Genomic DNA, 23033 nt, shown 5'->3' on the forward strand with positions numbered 1-23033 from the left:
AACAAATCTCGAGGAGAAAAGAAAAAGAGCACCCTCTTTTATGATGGGTGCTCTTTTTCCCCGTGCGGCTGAAGTTCTTCAGGCACATCGAGAATGATCATATCTGATCCTATTTTTTGAATGTGATTCCACGGAACGCGGATGTCATTTCCTTGTTTTCGAAATCCAAACCACTTCACGGAAGGAATAATGAGTGCTGTGATCTGACCGTCTTGTTCATTGATTTCAAGGTCAGTTTGTCCAAGCACGCCAAGCCGCTCCGCTCTTTTGATATCGACTATCTCTTTTCCTGACAGCTCACTTAGCCTCAAAATCGCATCACTTCCCTTCCTTATTATATATGCAGCAGGGAGGTGGGATAGACCGGATCCTCTTTAACATGATGCCAATTGGTATACCAAGTCGGTATAAGTAGGTTAAAACGACCATGGTCTATCAACATTCTATTCACTCGATTCATCATGTCCTTTACATGTGCCGGATCATAGAAAACCCAGACAATAGAAGAAATGCAACTCATTGCTGTGTAGATGGAAAAAAGAAGCCAAAAATCATTTGTGCCCTGCTGAATATGGAAGGCTGCTTTCTCGACTAAATAAAGACAGTTTATAAAAATCATAAAATGGGTCGCCCCGGTTAGATTGATCAAAATCGATCACGCCAGCATACTGATTACCTTGTATAAGGATATTCTCTAAGGAAAGGGGAAGCCGTTTCAGTTCTTCATTTTTCATTAGTGCAGATCCCCTTTCTTCATATAAAATAAACGACAGACCTCATGAGAAGCCTGACGTGTTATGTACATTATGATGGCTGATCACCCGTCGGACTAATAAGCGAGAGCGCATAATCTTCTGTAAAAATTCTTTTAGATAAGTTGTTCACACCGTCTAATGTGACGTGATTGATTTCATCAATAATTTCATCGAGCGTACGATGTTTGCCAAGGAGTAATTCATTTTTACCGTTTCGGCTCATCTTGCTATTTATACTTTCAAGGCTTAGCATGAGGTTGCCTTTCATGTGCTCCTTAGAGTTTTCAAGTTCTTTCTGTGTGATTCCATCACGTTTTAAGACATCTAACGTTTGTAAGATGGTTTCAGATAGAAGATTTAACTGCTTCGCTCCAGTGCCACCATAAATGGTCAGCATACCGTTATCTGCAAATGAACTGTGATAGCTAAATACGGAATAAGCAAGTCCTTTGTCTTCTCTCACATCTTGGAACAAGCGGCTGCTCATGCTTCCCCCAAGAACATTATTTAAGACGATTAAGTCATAGATGCCCTCATCTCCAGCAGGAAGACCATTAAAGCCCATGCATAGGTGCGCCTGTTCAGTTTCCTTTTTGCGTGTGAGCTTGTCATAGTGAAATTGCGGGTCTTCTACAGGTTGCTTTTTCCCTTTACCTTCATATGAGCCAAACAATTTTTCAACCTCGTGAATAAAGGTATCATCTACGTTCCCTGCAACTGAGATGACAACACGATCCGGGGTGTAGAATTCATCCATATATGCTCTAAGTGAGTCGCCGTTAAAGGTAGAGAGTGTTTCCTCTGTTCCTAAAATCGGGTAACCTAATGAATGGTCACCGTAAATAGCTTTGCTTAACAAATCATGAACGATGTCATCAGGTGTATCTTCGTACATTTTAATTTCTTCATAGACGACATTTTTTTCTTTTTTCAGCTCACCTTCATCAAAAGCGGAGTGAAAAAACATGTCACTTAATACATCGAGGGCGTAACCAGCGTGTGAATCAAGCACCTTTGCATAATAGCAAGTATATTCTTTAGATGTAAAAGCATTCACTTGACCACCAATGCGGTCAAAAGATTCTGCGATATCACGCGCAGATCTCGTTTTTGTTCCTTTAAAGAACATATGCTCTAAAAAGTGTGAGATTCCGTTAATCCCTGGTGTTTCATGTCTAGAACCTGTTCCAATCCAGACGCCAATTGCGACAGATCTCACAGTGGGATTGTTTTCGAGTACAATTCTTACTCCATTTTGGCATATATACGTTTTGACCAAGTTTTGCTCCTCCTATTCAACGAACAGATCGCATCACGGATGTCTTTTTTCACTTAGGAGGTCAGAAACCGTTCCTATTTCATATCCTCTTTCCTTGATTTGAGTGATAAGTGCGTCAAGACTTTTCGCCGTTGCATCTGTTGGATGCATTAATACCATCGCCCCATTGTGAATTTTCCCAAGCACCCGCTTTTGTAAAATAGCTGGTGACGGTTTTTTCCAGTCGATGGTGTCTACTGTCCACATAATGGTTTCCATGCCTTCTTGCTTGGCAAGCTTTACTGTTTCTTCTTTAAAGCTGCCGCTAGGAGGCGCAAACCATTTTGGTTTTTTCCCAAGGGATTCTTCAATTTGACGATTTGTTTTGATGATCTGCTCTAATGCTCGTTCTCTTGTCAGTGTGCGCATATCCGGGTGATTGTATGAATGATTTCCAATTTCATGACCATTTTCCACAATTTTTTTAGCAAGGTCTGTGCTATTTTTCACCCATTTTCCTTCTAAGAAAAAGGTCGCCTTGACTTGATGCTTTTCTAGCGTATTCAGCATCTTTATTAAATGCTCATCGCCCCAAGCCACATTGATGAGAAATGCATTCATTTTCTTATCCGGATGTCCCTTATAAATGGGTTCAGCACCAAGTTCATGTAAATGAATGGATGGTATTGTTTCTTTCAATACAAGTAGTTTTTCATCAAATGTTCCAAGTTTCTTCATTTTTTCGTAAGAAGCATCGATATCAACTGTCTGTCCATTTAAGCCAGGCACCTTTTTCCACACTTTATCAATCTTAGCATTTTGCGCCTTCACTTCATAGTCAGAAGACTTCGATTTAATTTCTTGATACAGCGTATCTTTTGAAACAGATGCAACCTCGGCATGCTCTTTCATTGATTCAACATATGTGACAGCAGCCTTCTGCTTCATCGTTTGATATGACACGAGCAGTAAAAATACAAACACAATAATAGGTAACATTTTTTTCATTGGTTGTCCCTCCCTTTTACCACAAATTATGATGAGGAGAAACAAGCTAGAACCATTGTTACCCGCAGGAAAAGAAAGAAGCCTGGCACGGATACCTGGCTTCTAACACATTTTATTTGTTCTCATTAAGACTGCTTTCTTCTTTTTCCTTTTCTTCACGTAAAACAGCTTTGCGAGAAAGGTTCACTCGGCCTTGTTTATCGATTTCAGTGACTTTGACAAGTAATTCATCACCAATCTTCACGACATCTTCTACTTTGCCCACACGCTCAAGCGCAAGCTCAGAAATATGAACAAGTCCATCTTTGCCGCTGAAGATTTCAAGGAAGGCACCGAATTTTTCAATGCGTTTTACTTTACCTAAGTAAAGTTGCCCAACTTCAACTTCTCTGACAAGATCTTCAATGATTTTCTTCGCTTTTTGGTTCATGTCTTCTTCTGTAGAAGAAATAAAGATTGTACCGTCTTGTTCAATATCGATTTTCACACCGGTATCTTCAATGATTTTATTGATTTGTTTACCGCTAGGTCCAATGACATCACGAATTTTATCAGGGTTGATTGTCATTGTTAGAATTTTTGGTGCATAACGTGACAATTCTCCTCTAGAAGCAGGAATCGTTGAAAGCATGCTATCTAAAATTTCCATTCTTCCTTTTTTCGCTTGTTGAAGGGCTTCTTCTAAAATGTCTTTTGATAGACCATCGATTTTAATGTCCATTTGAAGCGCTGTTACACCTTTTGATGTACCTGCTACTTTAAAGTCCATATCTCCAAGTGCATCTTCCATTCCTTGAATGTCTGTCAGCACTGTGTAGTATTCACCAGATTTAACAAGTCCCATTGCAATCCCTGCAACTGGTGCTTTAATTGGAACACCTGCATCCATCATTGCAAGTGTGCTTGCGCAAATACTTGCTTGTGAAGTAGATCCGTTTGATTCTAATACCTCAGACACAAGGCGAACCGTGTAAGGGAAATCTTTTTCAGAAGGGATTACTGGCTCTAATGCACGTTCACCGAGCGCACCATGTCCGATCTCACGGCGGCCTGGGCCTCGCATTGGACCTGTCTCACCAACACTGAATTGCGGGAAGTTATAATGATGCATAAAGCGTTTAGACTCTTCAACACCTAGACCATCAAGAATCTGCACATCGCCAAGTGCACCTAATGTACAAATACTAAGTGCCTGCGTCTGCCCTCTTGTAAATAATCCTGAACCGTGCGTTCTTGGCAGAAGTCCTACTTCTGAAGAAAGTGGGCGGATTTGATCGACACCGCGTCCATCTGGACGTACTTTCTCTTCAGTGATCAGGCGGCGAACTTCATTTTTGACAAGCTTGTTTAAAACATCCTTCGCTTGTTTAATCGTCGCTTCGTCACGCTCTGCTTCTTCAAATTTCTCAATCACAGCTTTTTTCACAGCACTGATCGCATCTTCACGAGCATGCTTCTCATGTACTTGAATCGCTTTCAGCAGGTCAGCTTCAGCAAGTTCTTTTATTTCGTCTGCTAATGTTTGATCGACTTCATATAAAGGAATATCGATTTTTTCTTTACCGACTGCCTTTACAATTTCTTCTTGGAATTCGATTAAGCGTTTAATCTCTTGGTGACCGTACATGATTGCTTCAAGCATCGTTTCTTCTGGTACTTCATCGGCACCAGCCTCTACCATGTTGATTGCATCCTTTGTTCCAGCCACAACAAGGTTGATATCGCTCTGTTCAAGCTGTTCAACATTTGGGTTAATGATCAGCTTTCCATCCACTCGTCCTACTGTAACGCCAGCGATTGGTCCCTCAAATGGAATGTCAGACACACATAATGCTAAAGATGAGCCAAACATTGCAGCCATTTCAGATGAACAATCTTGATCCACACTCATGACAATACTAATGACTTGTACTTCATTTCTAAATCCATCTGCAAATAATGGACGGATCGGTCTGTCAATTAAGCGGCTCGCAAGGATTGCTTTTTCACTTGGGCGACCTTCTCTTTTAATGAAACCACCAGGAATTTTACCTACTGCGTATAATCTTTCTTCGTAATTCACAGTGAGCGGGAAAAAATCAAGTGGTTTTGGTTCTTTAGAAGCTGTTGCTGAGCTAAGCACAGCCGTATCTCCGTAGCGTACGAGAACCGCTCCGTTTGCTTGCTTTGCAAGCTGGCCAGTTTCAACTGTCAGTTGACGTCCAGCCCAGTCTATGGTAAAGACATGTTTCTCTTGTCCCATTCTATGATAAACTCCTCTCTTGTCGGAAAATTTTAGGTTATTTCTTATTATGAACAAAATAGTTTCACATATCAATGTGAAAGCTGTATGTAGAAGGGTTTTTGCCATTCTTTCAACATTTTAACCACAAAATATTAGTGATTATACGATAAAAAAGCGGGAATCCTCCCGCTTTTTACGATTATCGACGTAATCCTAGTTTGTTAATTAACTCACGGTAACGAGTTACGTCTTTATTACGTAGATACGTAAGAAGATTACGACGTCTACCTACCATTTTCAAAAGACCGCGACGTGAGTGGTGATCTTTCTTATGAGTACGTAAATGCTCGTTCAAGTTGTTAATTGATTCTGTTAGGACAGCGATCTGAACTTCTGGAGACCCAGTATCAGATTCGTGTGTTTTGAACTCATTAATTAATTGAGTTTTACGCTCTTGAGTAATAGCCATCCTGTTTCACCTCCAAATCATGTTAGCCCCATCTACCTCGCAACCGTCGGTGAAGTCGGCCTGCCAAGTAAGTGGTTTTAAAGCTACAGGAATTATTATACTAAAAATATGCTCATTTTGCAAATGATAGAGCGGTTTTTCTATGATTTTTTTGTTTCATTGAGATGATCTTGAAAAAACTGAATCGCTTCTTCTTTATCTTGACTAATTTGAGCCGTTAATTCTTGGATTCCGTTAAATTTTTGTTCATTTCGGATGCGTTTGTACCACTGTAATTTAATCGGTTCTCCATAAATTTCTTCGTTAAAATCAAAGAGGTTCACTTCAATGGCAGGCTGATCGGGACGCTTTTCATAAAATGTTGGTTTGTAGCCAACGTTACAAACGCCGTCATACACCTTGCCATTCACTTCGGCTCTTACTGCATATACGCCTGTTGGCGGAATAATGTATTCAGCAGATAAACCGACATTGGCTGTGGGAAAGCCAATCGTCCGTCCTCGTTTGTCTCCATGAATCACAATGCCGCGCAACTGATAAGGTTTCCCAAGCAGTTCACTCACATATTCAACGTCTCCATGTTTTAATGCGGAACGTATGAGAGTGGAGCTGACTTTCCGGTCTTGATTGGACAGCTTAGGTACGATGGTCGCAGCGATACGCCCTTTCCCGTATTCATCGAACGTTTCCATTGTGCCTGCACCAAACCTTCCAAACGTAAAATCGAAACCGGCTACTGCATGCTTCACATTCAGCTTGGCCAAATATTGATCCACAAACTCCTGAGGGGATAACGCTGCAAAGCTTTCACTGAATTGTACAATGTATAAATAGTTAGCATCTAGCTTTTCAATGAAATCAATTTTATCCTCAAGCGGAGTAATTAAGTCTTTTGGTTCACATGCTTTCTGCAAAACATATGAGGGATGCGGGTGAAAGGTCATAACAGCTAAGGCCAATCCTTCTTTTGTCGCTATGCTTTTTGCTGCGTCAATCACTTTTTGATGTCCGAGGTGAACACCGTCAAAGTACCCTAAAGCCATTACAGACGGGACTTGATCCTTTTGATTCAATCTATGTGGGTGTGAAATATGTATAGTCTTCACGAGATGGTCACCTTTTCTTTAAGATTGCTTGCCCTGAGATAAGATCTTCGCCGGCTTCATTAGCTTCTGTTTGGCCGGATGCTTCATGTAAATCCCCATACAACGACCTGAAGGAGCAAAGACCGCGACACGATCCTCCTCTGCCAAATGAGCAAAATCATCAGGCATTGGCAGGACTGCACCGTTTTCCACTTTCCTTGCTAATGTATCATTTATCTCCCATTTCGGCAAATGATTGAGCGCACGCTCGATCGGTACAAGATGCTCATTTACCATTCCTTTCTCACTGATCTCACGCAGCTCGTCAAGGGTGATACATTCATCTAATGTAAAGTCACCTGACCCTGTGCGAATGAGGTGTGACATGTGGGCCGGAAACCCTAGTTTTTTTCCGATATCAACCGCTAAGGTTCTGACATATGTCCCTTTTGAGCACAGAACGGTGAACCTGAATGACACGTTGCCATCTTCAAATGTGACAGGTGTTGTCCGCTCGATGCGGTGAATGGTCATTTTACGGCTAGGGCGCTCGATTTCAATTCCTTCTCTTGCATATTCATACAGCTTTTTCCCGCCAATTTTGACAGCAGAAAACATAGGAGGAATTTGTTCAATGGTTCCTTCAAACTGTTTCAGTGTGGCATCAATTTCATCTTTTGACATCGGTTTTTCCACCTTTTTTTCTTCTACTACCTCACCTGTTTGATCTTCTGTCGTCGTAGAAAAACCAATCGTGATTTCTGCATCATACGTTTTCGATTTATCTGTTAAGTACTCAACAATTTTCGTCGCTCTGCCAATACAAATGGGCAGCACGCCTGACACCTCTGGGTCGAGGGTTCCTGTATGTCCGACTTTTTTCGTGTGTAATATCTTTCTCACTTTGAACACACAGTCATGAGAGGTCATTCCTCTTTCTTTATGTAATAAAAGAACACCGTTTATCATCTGCGTTCTCTCCTTTCATAAACGATGAAAAAGGACAGACGATCATCGCCTATCCTTATTTCAACGTCTTATTCGTGATCTTTTGTGTTTAGTTCTGCAATCAGGCTTTCGATTCTGTTACCATAATCAACTGATTCATCGAATTCAAATTGCAGCTCTGGTGTTTTGCGAAGTCTGATTCGATTGCCAATTTCAGAGCGGATATACCCTTTAGCCTTTGCCAGTCCTTTTAAGGTTTCCTCTCTTTTCTTCTCATCGCCAAGAACGGAAATGTAGACTTTGGCAATTTGCAAATCACCAGACACTTCTACATCGGTAACAGTCAAAAAGCCGATTCTTGGATCTTTTAGCTTTCTGCCAAGAATGTCGCCCAATTCTTTTTTCATTTGCTCACCCACACGGGTTGCTCTCATACTCATGATCTTATCACCTCTAATTAAAACCACTCTGTTTTCGTGATCGTTCGTTCAATTTCAGGAAAAGAATCGATAAAGCTTAAAATGCGCTGTAGTTCTTTTTCCACTTGAACCCGAGATGAGGAAATAACGGCGATTCCAATCGATGTACGCTGCCATGTATCCTGATAGTCCATTTCAGCAATGGTCACATTGAATTTTTGGCGCGTTCTTGTCAGTATACGCTGAAGAACCGCTCGTTTTCCCTTCAGTGAGGATGCATCATAGATCATGCACTCACATTCGGTATAACCGATCATTTTCTTTCAATTTCTTGCATAACAAATGATTCCATGACATCACCTTCACGGATATCATTGTATTTCTTAATGGTAATACCACATTCATAGCCTTGTGAAACTTCCTTCACGTCATCTTTGAATCGTTTTAACACGTCGACTTCGCCTTCAAAAATCACGACGCCATCACGAATTAATCGGATACCACTATCTCTTGTAATCGTTCCTTCAGTGACATAACCACCAGCAATTGTACCGATTTTAGACACTTTGAACGTTTGGCGAACTTCAACTTGACCAATGACTTTTTCTTCATATTCAGGGTCAAGCATCCCTTTCATCGCAGCTTCAATTTCGTCGATGACTTTATAGATAATGCGGTGCAAGCGGATATCTACGTTTTCTGTTTCAGCTGTGCTCTTCGCATTTCCATCAGGGCGTACGTTAAATCCAATCACGATCGCATTTGAAGCACTTGCTAAAATGATATCAGATTCGGTGATTGCTCCAACACCCGTATGGATGATTTTCACTTTTACCCCTTCTACTTCAATCTTTTGAAGAGATGCTGTCAGTGCTTCCGCAGAACCTTGTACGTCTGCTTTCACGATCAAGTTGATATCTTTCACGTCGCCTTGTTTGATTTGCTCAAATAGATCATCTAGAGATAATTTCGCTTTGTCTGAACGCTGTTCATCAATTTGTTTTGAAGCACGCGCCTCACCCACTTGACGAGCTGTTTTTTCGTCTTTGAATACGAGGAACTGATCCCCTGCATTCGGTACATCATTTAAACCAGTGATTTCAACAGGTGTAGATGGTCCTGCGGTTTTCACGCGGCGTCCGATGTCATTAACCATTGCACGAACACGGCCAAATGTATTTCCGACAACAATTGGATCACCTACATGAAGTGTACCAGTTTGAACAAGAAGGGTTGCAACAGATCCTCTTCCTTTATCAAGCTCAGCCTCAATTACAGTTCCTTTTGCCACACGATTTGGGTTGGCTTTCAGTTCTGCTACTTCGCTGACAAGAAGGATCATTTCGATCAATTCCTCAATGCCCTCACCTGTTTTCGCAGATAGTGGAACGAAGATCGTTTCGCCGCCCCAAGCTTCTGGTACAAGCCCATGCTCAGTTAATTCCTGCATCACACGGTCAGGGTTAGCTGTTGGTTTGTCAATTTTATTGACAGCCACAATGATTGGTACCTCAGCCGCTTTCGCATGGTTAATGGCTTCAATCGTTTGCGGCATCACGCCATCATCTGCTGCAACGACTAAAATTGTTGTATCTGTTACCTCGGCACCACGTGCACGCATTGTTGTGAAAGCTGCGTGTCCAGGTGTGTCAAGGAACGTAATTTTCTTGCCGTTTTCTTCGATTTGGTAAGCACCAATATGCTGCGTGATTCCACCAGCTTCGCCTTCGACGACTTTTGTTTTACGAATGCTGTCAAGAAGCGTTGTTTTCCCGTGGTCAACGTGCCCCATGATCGTAACAACTGGAGGACGTACTTGCATATCTTCTACTTTATCTTCAACTTCATACTTTTCAAGTTCAGTTTCTTCTAAAATGATCACTTCCTCTACTGGAACACCATATTCAGAAGCGATTAATTCCACTGTATCTTTATCCAGCTCTTGGTTAATAGTAGCCATTACACCAAGCATCATCAGCTTTTTGATGATTTCAGCTGTTTCTTTTCCAAGCTCTTCAGCAAGCTGGCCGACTGTCATTGAATTTGTAAATTCAATTTTTTCAGGAAGCTCTTTTTTAGGCTTCACAGGCCTTGCTTGCTGATGCTGCTGCTTGTTATTGCCACCGCGTTTATTTTTGTTTTTGTTTTGGTTGTTGTATTTTTTGTTTTTATTAAATTGATTATTCTGCACGTCATTCTTCTTTCTATCATTGTTTTTGTTAGATGATTGTTTTTTTTGTTCTGCGGGTTTCTCGTTAGCTGTCTCTTTTGCTTTGGGTTTTTTATAGATAGCATCTAGCTTTTTTACAGTGTCGTCTTCAAGCGCCGCCATGTGGTTGTTCACTTCAACGTTCATATCCTTAAGCGCTGCTATTATATCTTTACTTGAAACATCTATGGCTTTTGCGTATTCATATACTCTTACTTTAGCCATTCGTTCACCTCCAAATAAATTAATCGAGCAAGCTTATGAGCTTCTTAGCGAAGCCTTGGTCAGTGACAGCGACAACTACGCGAGATTCCTTCCCAATAGAACGTCCGAGAACGGAACGGTCTTCTACTTTTCTAACCGGAACATTATAAGATCTGCATTTGTCAGATACCTTTTTCTCTGTGTTCGATGAGGCATCTTCTGCAAGAAGAACCAGCTTTGCACGCGCATGTCTAATTTCTTTGATCACCAGATCTTCTCCTGACACGACTTTACGAGCTCGATTTGCTAGACCAAGCAAAGGATACCACTCAGATTCAGTCATTTGGTTTTTTCACCTTTTCAGCTAGTTCTAGTAATTCTTCAAATATGTGTTCGTCAATCTGTGTCTGAAATTGTTGCTGTAAACTACGTTTGTTCTTTGCCGCAAGAATGGTTTCTTTATCGAGAGAAAGGTAAGCTCCGCGCCCGTTCATTTTTCCGGTTGCGTCGACAGACACTTCACCTTCTTTAGAACGAACAACGCGGATCATCTCTTTCTTTGGTTTCATTTCTCCCGTCACGACGCATTTTCTAAGCGGGATTTTTTTTCGGCTTTTCACCTTTTATATCACCTCTTATTCGTCAGATTCCTCAACTACTGGTTCAGCCTCTAAGAAAAGAGATTCAGAGTCTTCAGTTCTTGGGAAAATACCGAGTTCCCTTGCATCTGTTTCGCTTTTAATGTCAATCTTCCAGCTAGTCAGCTTCGCTGCAAGACGCGCATTTTGTCCTCTTTTACCAATGGCTAATGATAGCTGATAATCAGGGACAATCACTGTTGTCGCCTTATCTTCTTCATTCACAATGACATCAAGTACTTTTGATGGACTCAAGGCATTGGCGACAAATTCTACAGGTTCATTGGACCAATGAACAATGTCAATTTTTTCGCCTTTTAGCTCATTGACAATTGCTTGTACACGCTGACCTTTTGGCCCAACACAAGAACCAACCGGATCCACATCCGGATCATCTGTACGAACAGATATTTTAGAACGATCCCCAGCTTCTCTAGCAACGGATTTAAGCTCTACAGTACCATCATAAATTTCTGGCACCTCAATTTCAAATAAACGCTTTAAAAGACCTGGATGTGTTCTCGACACATAAATTTGTGGTCCTTTTGTTGTTTTTTCTACTTTTGTAATGAACACTTTAATGCGATCATGTGGTTTGTAGTCCTCATTTGGCATTTGTTCGTTGACTGGAAGAAGAGCTTCGACTTTGCCAAGTGACACGTAAATGAATTTACTGTCAATTCGCTGAACAATTCCCGTCATAATGTCTTCCTCGCGATCGATGAACTCAGTGTAAATTACACCTCGCTCTGCTTCTCGCACTCGCTGCGTGACCACTTGTTTCGCTGTTTGAGCCGCAATGCGTCCGAAATCTTTTGGTGTGACTTCAATCTCAACGACGTCACCTACCATGTAATTCGGGTTGATGCTCATCGCATCATCTACAGAGATTTCAAGGCGAGAATCATACACTTCATCTACAACATCTTTTCTTGCAAATACGCGAATTGTTCCAGTTTCACGGTTTAAATCAACACGAACATTTTGCGCTTGGTTAAAATTACGTTTGTATGCAGAAATGAGTGCAGCTTCTATCGCTTCAATAATAATTTCTTTACTAATACCCTTCTCTTTCTCAAGAACAGTCAGGGCATCTAACAACTCACTACTCATTTTTATGGTTCCCCCTTATATCAATGAAAAGGTTAATTGAACGAAACTGCTAATCTTGCGTTCGCTATTTTTTCGTATGGAATATTGATCTTTTTCTTTCTTGTCTTAATCTTCACTGTCACTGTTGCAATCTCACCATCAAAGCTTGTAAGCTCACCTTCAAATGCTTTTTCACCATCAATTGGTTCGTATGTTTTCATGAAAACATTTTTTCCAAGTGCTTTTTCAAAATCAGCTTTTTTCTTTAATGGGCGCTCCGCTCCAGGAGAGGACACTTCAAGAAAGTAGTTTTGACTAATCGGATCTGCCTCATCAAGCTTTTCACTCAAGGCTTCGCTCACTTTGGCACACTCTTCGATATCGACGCCTTTGTCAGAGTCAATAAACACGCGAAGGAACCAGTTTTGACCCTCTTTGACAAATTCAACGTCAACGAGTTCAAGCTGTAAGCCATCTAAAATTGGCTGCACCATTTCGCTTACGACATCCACTACTTTTTTGCTCATTCTCTTCCTCCTTGTGAAATTTCGATAAACGCTCTTATCAATCATTCTGCATAAAAACCCTGCTTTATGTGAGCAGGGGGAGCAGAAAACGGATGAATATGTCGAGACAAAAATTGCCTGTTCAATACAAAAGAGCGGGTTTCCCCACTCTTGTCTCGGTAATCGTTAGCATTTCCATAAAAACTATACCATATCCAATTTTTTAATGCAAATGAAGTTCATCCTTATAATAGGTACTCTTTATCGATTACTTTTGCATGTTCACTACCGATTGATGCCTCTTCCTTCCCTTATATAATTGGATTTTAGATAACTCATTAAAACAAGAATTTGAATTTAATTTATTTGCTATAATTTTTATAACCTTATCCCCTAGCTAGCTTTATATATTTTTTATAGCCAACAAACGAAAGAATAAATCCTAACAGTGTATATCCTATAAGGACTACCGTTACTAAGATCAAATTCTCTCCCCCGGGTAACGTTGATACTGAATGCACTAAGCCTTGATGTGCCCAATACTACGGGAAGAGCATACCAATTATTTTTAAATAACTAGGTAATTGATCAAATGGCGTCCATAAACCACAAGCAACCGCTGTCCCTAAAGCTATCATGTTCGTCATCACTAAGCCTGTATTCTCAGTTTTAGCAAATGCGGCGATGGCTACTCCCCATGAAGTGACTTGCATTGATAATAGGACAACTACTAAGAAATACGAGCTGTATTGTGTTATACCATATAAGTAAACACCCAAAATGGTTAACAACAAAACTTGAAATAAAATGATGACAAAAAACGGAACGCACTTTCCAAGAAAAAAATTATGCGGCTGTAAGGGAGTACTTGCTAGCCTTGACACAATTCCTTTCTCTCGATCTTTTACAAAGCTAATTACAATTGAAATAATAACAAATGTGGAAAAAAACACGCTCATTCCTGTAACCGATTGAGAAGCAACTAATGTTTTTTGTGCTTGTGAACTACCTGATGTAAATAATTCTATTAAAAGAATAATTGAAACAACTGGCAACAAAATGGTCCAGAACAACAAAGATCGATCTTTCACTTGTTGTAATATTTCTTAATGCTTGGGAAGTTCTATTTTTTACTGACGTTCTCCATTTTCAACATTTTGGCACTATTTCTTGAATAACCCATTATCCAAATAGGCACCAAATGATAAATAAATACTTGTTTGTTTACAATACTCTGTTTTATAGTTTGTAATGTCTTGATATGAGATAAGTTCTCGAATATTTCTGAATGATCGTATTTTTTATTCGACATAAATAAACTCCTCTTCCACAAAGAACTCTGTAATAAAGAGTAAAGAATGAATTTTCAATTGGTCAATTATTTGGAAATATTTTTTGCGGATTCTCATCAAAAATCTACACATAACCATCTATTTCTTTTCAGGGGAATCAGCAACGAAACACGCCTCAATACTGATAAATGACTTTTGTCTCTTTATCTTTGTTAAAACCTTGATCAATAATCGGCTTCTTGTTAACATAATAAAATTATTGTATTTAAATAAAAAGAACGCCCCTTTGAGAGCGCTCTTCATTTAACACATTAAAATAAAGAAAGTTGGTTTTGATCAGGTAGTGCTTCCAAACATCCTTGACGATCCAAATATTCAAGAATGGTTTTCGACACTTTTCCGCGTTTTTGTAAATCTTCTTTTGAAAGGAACTCACCATCTTGACGTGCGCGTACAATATTTAACGCCACGTTTGTTCCGAGCCCAGGGATGGAGTTAAATGGCGGAATTAATCCGTCTCCATCAATGATAAACTCTGTTGCACTTGAGCGGTATAGATCTACTTTTTTGAAGTAATAGCCTCTTTCGCACATTTCAAGTGCAAGCTCTAGTACAGTTAAAAGGTTCTTTTCTTTCGTTGATGCATCTAAACCTTTTGAATGAATATCATCCATGACCGCTCGTATTGCATTCGATCCTTTTGTCATCGTTTCGATATCAAAGTCATCCGCACGAACGGTAAAGTAAGCCGCATAGTACAGTAGTGCATGATGCACCTTGAAGTAAGCAATCCGAACGGCCATTAATACATAAGCGGCCGCGTGGGCTTTAGGGAACATGTATTTGATCTTTTTACAAGAATCAATATACCAGTTTGGTACGTTATTATTCTTCATTTCTTCTTCCCATTCAGGAGGAAGCCCCTTCCCTTTACGAACAGATTCCATGATTTTAAAGGCAAGTGACGGTTCTAAGCCTTGATAGATGAGATAGACCATAATATCGTCACGACAGCCAATCACTTCACTTAGTTTACACGTTTTATTATGAATGAGCTCTTGCGCGTTTCCTAGCCATACATCTGTACCATGTGATAAACCAGAGATCTGAACGAGCTCTGAGAAGGTTGTCGGTTTCGTATCCTCTAGCATTTGCCGAACAAATCTTGTCCCAAACTCTGGAATGCCGAGTGTGCCTGTTTTACATCCAATTTGCTCTTCTGTTACACCGAGAGACTCTGTTCCTTGGAAAATTTTCATAACTTCTGGGTCGTCTGTTGGAATGGTTTTTGGATCAATTCCACTTAAGTCCTGAAGCATACGAATGACTGTTGGATCATCGTGCCCAAGAATATCTAGCTTAAGCAGGTTGTCATGGATCGAATGGAAATCAAAATGTGTCGTTTTCCAATCTGCTCCTGTCGCATCTGCTGGATATTGAATCGGTGAGAAATCATAAATGTCCATATAATCCGGCACAACGATAATACCACCTGGATGCTGACCCGTTGTCCGTTTGACTCCTGTACAGCCTTGCACAAGCCGGTCTATTTCTGCGCCTCTCATATGAAGATTAAGATCCCCAGCGTAGCCTTTCACGTAACCATATGCCGTTTTTTCTGCCACGGTACCGATTGTGCCTGCGCGATATACGTATTCTTCACCGAACAGTTCTTTTGTATAGTTGTGCGCATGCGGTTGATATTCCCCTGAGAAGTTCAAATCAATATCAGGTACTTTGTCTCCTTTAAAACCTAAGAAGGTTTCAAACGGAATATCATGTCCATCTTTTTTATACGGCGCACCACATTCAGGACAGTTTTTATCAGGAAGATCAAAACCTGAACCAACAGACCCATCATTAAAGAACTCAGAGTGCTTACAGCTTGGACATACATAATGAGGTGCAAGTGGGTTCACTTCTGTAATCTCTGTTAATGTCGCAACAAGGGATGAACCGACAGATCCCCTTGAGCCAACAAGATACCCGTCATCAAGGGATTTCTTTACGAGCTTATGAGAGATTAAATAAATAACGGCAAAGCCATGGCCTATAATACTCTTTAATTCTTTCTCAATACGGTCTTCTACGATTTTCGGTAATTCATCTCCGTAGATGCTGCGTGCCATTTGATAGCTCATTTCCCGTATTTCTTCATCTGCACCTTCAATTTTTGGTGTATAAAGATCATCTTTGATTGGTTTAATACTTTCGACCATTTCAGATACTTTTTTCGTATTCGTTACGACGATCTCTTTCGCCTTTTCGTCCCCTAAGAAGGAGAACGCTTCTAGCATTTCATCGGTCGTTCTAAAATGAACTTTTGGCAGTTCATGACGGTTAAGCGGATTCGCACCACCCTGTGATGAAATTAAGATTTTACGATAAATTTTATCTTCTGGATGCAGGTAGTGCACATTCCCAGTCGCCACGACTAGTTTATTCAGCTTTTCACCAAGCTTCACAATATTTGTGATAATTTCTTTTAATGCACGTTCATCACGAACAAGCTCTAGCTGTAGTAAATGCTGATACACTTCTGGCGGATGAACCTCTAAATAATCATAAAATGCTGCAATGTCTTCAACCTCATCGGGTGACTTTTGCATCATTCCTTCAAAAACCTCACCCTTGTCACAAGCCGACCCAACGATTAAACCTTCTCTATATTTTTCAAGCTGTGAGCGTGGGATGCGCGGGACACGATAAAAATAATGAATATGAGAAAGTGAAACAAGCTTGAATAAATTCTTTAGGCCCGTCTCATTTTGCGCAATCAATGTCGCATGGTAAGGACGTGAGCGCTGGTAAGCATTGGACTGACCCATGTTTTCATTCAATTGATTATGGTAGGCAATCCCTTTTTCAGCCGCGTCTTTTAGCATCTTCAGCATCAGGTAGCCTGTCGCTTCTGCATCAAAAATCGCACGGTGATGCTGCGTGAGTTCAATATCAAACTTTTTACACAGCGTGTTCAGCCGGTGATTTTTAAATTCCGGGTAAAGGAATCGGCCGAGTTCCAGCGTATCAATCACAGGGTTTGAAGCTTTATCTGTTTTAAGCAGTCGTTTATACGCTGCATTTAAAAAGCCCATATCAAAGCTCGCATTGTGCGCGACTAGGATATCTTGCCCAATCCACTCCTTGAAATCCCGAACGACATCGACGACATCTGGTGCATCTCTGACCATATCATCGGTAATACCAGTTAATTCAATAGTCGTCGCTGATAGCGGATGATGGGGATTTGCAAATGCCTCAAAGCGATCAATGATTTCCCCGCCTTTTATTTTCACTGCTGCAAGCTCAATGATCGTATCATAAACAGCAGAAAGCCCGGTTGTCTCTACGTCAAATACGACAAACGTGGCATCCTCTAACAAGCGGTGCTCTGGGTTATATGCAATCGGAACCCCATCAACGACTAAGTTGATTTCAACCCCGTACATCATTTTGATACCATGCTTTTTACTTGCTGCATACGCATCTGGAAAGGATTGGACAACAGCATGATCAGTAAGGGCAATTGCTTCATGTCCCCATATTTTCGCTTGTTCAACAAGTCTGCCGATACCAGTGACAGCATCCATCTGACTCATTGGGGAATGTAAATGAAGCTCGACACGCTTTTCACCCTCAGGTGCTGTATCTTTTTTCAGCTGAGGCTTCATTTCATTGACGTCATTGGCGATCATGACAAGATCTCTGACAAATGTATCGTTTTGAATGCTTCCTCTTGCTTTGACCCACATGCCTTTTTTCAAGGATTTCATGAGCTGGGCATCTTCTTTTTCTCTTGCAAACATTTTGATCAAAATACTGTTTGTGTAATCCGTGATCTTAAAGATACAAAGCGTTCTACCGCTTTTCAGCTCTCGTGTTTCTGCATCAAACACATAGCCTTGAACGGTAATTCTTCTTTCCTCTTCCATAATACTATCAAGCGTTCGAATTTCTTCATTTTCTTTGATTTGATAGCCAATCATTAGAGGGCCAGACGGGGCTTCCTCTTGATCTTCACTTTCCTTCTTCTCCATCTCAGTGAGGGCTTGCATGGCTCTTTCTTGGTCTTCAGCGAGCTTTTGTTCTCTGAACTTCTGAATCTCTTGATTTGATACAAATATCTCTGTATCAAATTGCAGTTCTGGAAAACCAACTTGTTTAAATGCAGCCTGCAGCATTGGGCTGTACTTCTGCTTGATCGCCAAAGCCTCTGTTTCGCTTTTGGTTTTCATGATGATTTTATGTCCAGACAGCGCTGGTTGTTGCTGCTGAAGCAGACTAATGATTGGGGGAGAAATTCCTTGAAGTTCTTCGACACAATGTGACCAATACGATTGAACGAGATCCTCAGATATGTGCGGATCATGGACTTCAATCGTACAGGTGACTTGTGCAATATGAGAAAATGCATTTGTTAGCCTGCTCAGAAACATTGCATATACCTTATAAGGCAGAAGTGCCTTAAATTTAAAAAGGAAATGCCACGTTTTCGTCGCTTTATGCACCGTCAATTTGACAATCTCACCTTCTTCAAAGTAACGACTGAGGTCATCAGCAGTCATTTGAATCTGATTGAGTAATATATGAAATTGCCGCCGGGTGATCGGTAATTGTTCATCCAAGACAGGACCCTCCTTTTATAAATCAGAAAGGTACCTCTTTTCTACAGGAGGTACCTTCATTTTTTTGTTCAAGTATGCATGCTGCGTTTTATACTTGGCGTATGAATGAAATCAGTTCATCAACGGATACTTCCTGTGATTCCCCTGATTTTCTAAACTTCACTTCGACAATCCCTTCTTCTGAACGTTTCCCGCAGCTAATGCGAATTGGCAGTCCAATTAAATCACTGTCTGTAAATTTCACTCCTGCACGCTCTCTGCGATCATCGAAAAGTACATCATAGCCCTCTTCTTTTAAGCGCTCGTACAATGTTTCAGCCAGTTCCTTTTGTGCATCGTTTTTCATATTCAATGCAAGTAGATGAAGATCATATGGCGCAACTGTTTCTGGCCAGATAATTCCTTTTTCATCATGATGCTGTTCAACAATAGCAGAAAGGGTTCTAGAGATGCCGATGCCATAGCAGCCCATGATCATTGGCTGCGCGCGTCCATTTTCATCGAGGTACGTTGCATCCATTGCCTCAGAATAACGCATGCCCAGTTTAAAAACTTGTCCTACTTCAATTCCTTTTGCAAACTGGATCGTGCCTTCTCCATCTGGAGAGACGTCCCCTTCTTGAATCAAGCGAAGATCTGTAAATTCTTTCACTGACACGTCACGTGCAGGGTTTACATTAACATAGTGAAAATCCGATTCGTTTGCACCTGCAACTGCATTTGTCATTCCTTTTACAGCGAGGTCTGCATAAATCTCTACTTCTGCCTCTAGCTTAACAGGTCCAACAAATCCAGGTTCTGTTCCAATGATTTCTAGTACTTCCTCGCGTGAAGCAAGCTCTACAAGCTGTGCTCCTACTAAGTTCTTTAATTTCACATCATTTACTTCGTGATCGCCTCTTGTGAGGACAAGAACATACGCATCGTCTACTTTAAATAAAACAGATTTGATACATGCAGAAGGAGCAACTTCTAAGAATGCAGCAACGTCCTGAATCGTTTTTACTTGCGGCGTGTGTACTTTTTCAAGTTCTTTGAAGGTCGCAGAGTTTGCTTCTTCTTGATACACTACCTCTGCCATTTCAATATTGGCTGCATAAGAAGAGGTATTAGAGTAAGCGATGGTATCCTCTCCTACTTCTGACAGCGCCATAAACTCATGTGTATCTTTTCCTCCCATTGCACCAGAATCTGCAATGACTGGTCTAAAATCAAGACCGACTTTTGAGAAAATATTGGAGTAAGCTGTAAACATTTTATTGTATGTGTCATCTAGGCTCTCTAATGAAGAATGGAATGAATAAGCGTCCTTCATAATAAATTCACGTCCACGTAATAACCCAAAGCGTGGTCTTTGTTCATCGCGGAATTTTGATTGAATTTGATAAAGTGTCAAAGGAAGCTTTTTATACGATTTCAATTCGCTGCGTACTAGTGATGTGATCACTTCTTCATGTGTTGGGCCAAGTGCGAACTCGCGGCCATGACGATCTTTCATACGCATAAGTTCTGGACCGTATGTATACCATCTTCCTGACTCTTGCCACATTTCTGCCTGTTGCATCACCGGCATTAACAGCTCAGCTGCCCCTGCCTTTTCCATTTCCTTGCGAACAATGGATTGAATATGCTGGATGACTTTATGAGCTAGCGGCAGATAATGATAGATACCGCTTGTATTTTGTCTAATGAATCCTGCTCTTACTAATAGCTGATGACTTTTTGCCTCTGCATCTGCTGGCACCTCTCGAAGAGTTGGAATGAAAGTCAGGGATTGTCTCATGTCGTTACACCTCATTTATGAAATAGGACTTCTCACAAAAACTCTTGTTTCCCATGATGAGAAACAAGAGACATTGGTTTTTATAAAAATAATCGCTGGATGTCATTCCACGTAACTACTAGCATTAAGAGCATGAGGAAGGCCACACCAATGAAGACAACAAGTGCCTCTTTCTCACGATTAATGGGTTTGCCGCGAATGGCTTCAACGAATAAGAAAAGTAAACGCCCTCCATCTAATGCAGGAATCGGTAATAAATTCACAATTCCTAGGTTGATACTGAGGAACGCAGCAAACTGCATTAATGTTAACACACCTTGCTTTGCTACTTCTCCTGTCATGTCATATATTCCGACAGGACCTGCAAGCATATCTAGTGAAAATTGTCCTGTGACAATCTTTTGCAAGTTCGTTAAGATCAGCCCTGCTGTTGATATGACAGTCGTTCCTGATGATGAAATGACTTTTAGAAATCCATTTTCCGTTGGCGGATAGGAACCAAAGCGGCCAATGGTTTTTCCATCTGCCTTCACAGCTTCTGGTACAACTTGAACAGTGCTTTCTTTACCGTCTCGGTCAATGATGACATTCATTTTTTTATCAGGATTCTTTTGAACCGTTTGGACAACGTCTGTCCAAGAATTCATTTTATCCCCGTTAATTGAAACGATTTGATCTCCCTGCATGAGTCCAGCTTGCGCCGCCCGGCCATCTTGCGTGAGCTTACCGAGTACAGGATCATCCACGGTTACACCTTGAATAAAACCTAAAGCCACTAAAATCACATATGCCAGAATAAAGTTCATAATCGGTCCAGCTGCAATGGCTTTAATACGCTGCCATACCGTTTTTGAACCAAATTGACGATTGTATGGCGCAATTTGAATTTCTTCACCATCTGCAATATAGAAGCTTGTTTGACTCACATTGTAGCCAGTCAGAATATCTTCATTCCCAGCTTCATATCCTGAGATTCTCATCGAATGATCTAAATCAATCTGTTCGACTTCGATCACAAGTGCATCAGGATATTTCTCTTTATCATTTAAAATGATTTTTTCTACTTCATTTTGCTCATTGAATAAGAGCCCCACTGTATGACCTGGTTTAATTTCAATGACCTCAGGGTCCTCTCCAGCCATTTTGACAAATCCACCGATTGGAAGAAGTCTAATGGTATAAACAGTTTCATTTCGTTTAAAGGAGAAAATCTTCGGCCCAAAACCAATTGCGAACTCGCGGCATAAAATGCCTGCGCGCTGCGCCATAATTAAATGGCCAAGCTCGTGGAAAAAAACGAGCGTTCCAAAAATAATAATAAACGCAATCACTGTATTCACGAACATACCACCTTATGCGAGGATTGATTGAACAAAGTCTCGTGTATCTTTGTCCACTTCATGGATATCTTGCAAACTAGGCTTTGAAATCACATGATGTCTGATCAGTGCCTTTTCAATCAATTCTTCAATTTGCAGAAACGTTACTTTGCCTTTTAGAAATGCATCAACGGCTATTTCATTTGCTGCATTAAGTGCAGTAGGCATTGTTCCTCCTATTTTACCTGATTCGTAAGCAAAATGTAAGCAGCGATACCTGTTAAAATCCGCTTTTTGGAAATTCAATTGTCCAATCTCCCAAAGGTTCAATGATTTTGCTTCTTTTAATGGCGCTCTGTCAGGGTAAGTGAGCGCATATTGAATCGGAACCCTCATGTCAGGTGTACCTAACTGAGCCATGACGCTTTTGTCATGGAATTCTACCATGGAATGGATGATGCTCTCTTTATGTAACAGCACATCAATTTGGTCATATGGTATATCAAACAGCCAATGCGCCTCAATCACCTCGAGCCCTTTATTCATCATGGTCGCTGAGTCAATGGTGATTTTCGCTCCCATGGACCAGTTCGGATGATTCAGCGCTTCTTCAACCGTTACACCTTCAAGTTCAGTTCGTCTCTTATCTCGGAAACTACCACCTGAAGCTGTCACGATTAATCGTTCAATGTTTTTAGCTTGTTCACCTTGCAAAGATTGAAAAATAGCGGAGTGTTCACTATCGACAGGAAGTAAAGGCACTTCATATTTTTTGGCGTACTCTTTTACTATATGACCAGCTGTCACAAGTGTTTCCTTATTTGCAAGTGCGATCGTCTTTTTTTGTTCAATAGCCTTTAATGTAGGGACAAGCCCAACACTTCCTACAAGTGCATTAACCACAACGTCCACTGCATCATAGGTCACTGCCTCAATGTTCGCTTCATCACCAGCAGCCATTTTGACATCGTATGCAAAAGAATGACCTTTTAAGATGCGATAAGTCTCTTCGTTTAGGCACCCGACGAATTCAGGTTGAAATTGTTCAATAATGGGAATGGCCTTGTCTACATTTCTGCCAAACGTCATGGCATTCAGCTTAAATTTGTCTGGGTGCTGCCTCATCACATCTAATGTTTGTTCTCCAATTGATCCAGTTGCGCCTAATAGCGAAATATATTTCAAATTGCCACTCCTTC

Annotated in this window: 20 protein-coding genes; all 20 read right to left on the reverse strand. The window is 40.8% G+C overall.

Annotation, left to right across the window (positions count from 1 at the left end):
- Nucleotides 1-38: 38 nt before the first annotated feature.
- The 20 genes from WAX46_RS00610 to dxr all read right to left on the reverse strand — a co-directional run bounded on the left by WAX46_RS00610 (nt 39) and on the right by dxr (nt 23019).
- The gene (locus WAX46_RS00610) at nt 39-311 is read right to left on the reverse strand and encodes a YlmC/YmxH family sporulation protein (RefSeq protein ID WP_008344726.1); all 273 of its coding nucleotides are present in this window, start codon (nt 309-311) and stop codon (nt 39-41) included.
- 240 nt (nt 312-551) lie between these two features.
- Complete coding sequence (locus WAX46_RS00615; protein ID WP_226566366.1) at nt 552-734, reverse strand: phosphotransferase; 183 nt, start codon at nt 732-734, stop codon at nt 552-554.
- 70 nt (nt 735-804) lie between these two features.
- Nucleotides 805-2034 carry a M16 family metallopeptidase gene (locus tag WAX46_RS00620; RefSeq protein WP_226566367.1) on the reverse strand — a complete coding sequence of 410 codons (1230 nt, stop codon included), beginning with the start codon at nt 2032-2034 and terminating at the stop codon, nt 805-807.
- 33 nt (nt 2035-2067) lie between these two features.
- On the reverse strand, nt 2068-3021 hold the full coding sequence (locus tag WAX46_RS00625) for a polysaccharide deacetylase family protein (protein ID WP_226566368.1): 954 nt from the start codon (nt 3019-3021) through the stop codon (nt 2068-2070).
- Between the two features lie 112 nt (nt 3022-3133).
- Nucleotides 3134-5263 (reverse strand): polyribonucleotide nucleotidyltransferase, encoded by a 2130-nt coding sequence (gene pnp / locus WAX46_RS00630; protein WP_336493192.1) that lies wholly within the window; start codon nt 5261-5263, stop codon nt 3134-3136.
- 181 nt (nt 5264-5444) lie between these two features.
- On the reverse strand, nt 5445-5714 hold the full coding sequence (gene rpsO / locus WAX46_RS00635; protein WP_008354438.1) for a 30S ribosomal protein S15: 270 nt from the start codon (nt 5712-5714) through the stop codon (nt 5445-5447).
- 140 nt (nt 5715-5854) lie between these two features.
- Entirely contained in the window at nt 5855-6820 is a 966-nt protein-coding gene (gene ribF, locus WAX46_RS00640; protein ID WP_336493193.1) for a bifunctional riboflavin kinase/FAD synthetase, read from the reverse strand.
- 18 nt (nt 6821-6838) lie between these two features.
- Complete coding sequence (gene truB, locus WAX46_RS00645; protein ID WP_336493194.1) at nt 6839-7768, reverse strand: tRNA pseudouridine(55) synthase TruB; 930 nt, start codon at nt 7766-7768, stop codon at nt 6839-6841.
- A gap of 68 nt (nt 7769-7836) precedes the next feature.
- Nucleotides 7837-8187 (reverse strand): 30S ribosome-binding factor RbfA, encoded by a 351-nt coding sequence (rbfA, locus tag WAX46_RS00650; protein WP_226566372.1) that lies wholly within the window; start codon nt 8185-8187, stop codon nt 7837-7839.
- Nucleotides 8188-8204: 17 nt separating this feature from the next.
- A complete protein-coding gene (locus WAX46_RS00655; protein ID WP_226566373.1) occupies nt 8205-8483 on the reverse strand; it encodes a DUF503 domain-containing protein in 279 nt (92 codons plus the stop codon).
- Nucleotides 8480-10600 (reverse strand): translation initiation factor IF-2, encoded by a 2121-nt coding sequence (gene infB / locus WAX46_RS00660; protein ID WP_336493195.1) that lies wholly within the window; start codon nt 10598-10600, stop codon nt 8480-8482. The genes WAX46_RS00655 and infB overlap by 4 nt, the downstream gene beginning before the upstream one ends.
- 19 nt (nt 10601-10619) lie before the next feature.
- Nucleotides 10620-10922 (reverse strand): YlxQ family RNA-binding protein, encoded by a 303-nt coding sequence (locus tag WAX46_RS00665; RefSeq protein ID WP_226566375.1) that lies wholly within the window; start codon nt 10920-10922, stop codon nt 10620-10622.
- Complete coding sequence (gene rnpM, locus WAX46_RS00670) at nt 10915-11199, reverse strand: RNase P modulator RnpM (RefSeq protein ID WP_226566376.1); 285 nt, start codon at nt 11197-11199, stop codon at nt 10915-10917. The genes WAX46_RS00665 and rnpM overlap by 8 nt, the downstream gene beginning before the upstream one ends.
- Nucleotides 11200-11214: 15 nt before the next feature.
- On the reverse strand, nt 11215-12330 hold the full coding sequence (gene nusA / locus WAX46_RS00675; RefSeq protein WP_226566377.1) for a transcription termination factor NusA: 1116 nt from the start codon (nt 12328-12330) through the stop codon (nt 11215-11217).
- A gap of 32 nt (nt 12331-12362) precedes the next feature.
- Nucleotides 12363-12836, reverse strand: a complete 474-nt coding sequence (gene rimP / locus WAX46_RS00680) for a ribosome maturation factor RimP (RefSeq protein WP_226566378.1) — start codon at nt 12834-12836, stop codon at nt 12363-12365.
- Between the two features lie 521 nt (nt 12837-13357).
- A complete protein-coding gene (locus tag WAX46_RS00685) occupies nt 13358-13870 on the reverse strand; it encodes an ABC transporter permease (protein ID WP_336493196.1) in 513 nt (170 codons plus the stop codon).
- Between the two features lie 548 nt (nt 13871-14418).
- Complete coding sequence (locus tag WAX46_RS00690) at nt 14419-18732, reverse strand: PolC-type DNA polymerase III (protein WP_442895645.1); 4314 nt, start codon at nt 18730-18732, stop codon at nt 14419-14421.
- 88 nt (nt 18733-18820) lie between these two features.
- Nucleotides 18821-20515: a proline--tRNA ligase gene (locus WAX46_RS00695; protein WP_226566380.1), complete on the reverse strand. Its 1695-nt coding sequence runs from the start codon at nt 20513-20515 to the stop codon at nt 18821-18823.
- A gap of 80 nt (nt 20516-20595) precedes the next feature.
- Entirely contained in the window at nt 20596-21861 is a 1266-nt protein-coding gene (gene rseP, locus WAX46_RS00700; protein ID WP_226566381.1) for an RIP metalloprotease RseP, read from the reverse strand.
- Nucleotides 21862-21867: 6 nt separating this feature from the next.
- Nucleotides 21868-23019, reverse strand: coding sequence for a 1-deoxy-D-xylulose-5-phosphate reductoisomerase (gene dxr / locus WAX46_RS00705; RefSeq protein WP_226566382.1), 1152 nt, complete (start codon nt 23017-23019; stop codon nt 21868-21870).
- Nucleotides 23020-23033: the final 14 nt, after the last annotated feature.

It is taken from the genome of Bacillus sp. FJAT-53060 (assembly GCF_037104745.1).
In the GTDB taxonomy this organism is placed as follows: domain Bacteria; phylum Bacillota; class Bacilli; order Bacillales; family Bacillaceae; genus Bacillus; species Bacillus stratosphericus_B.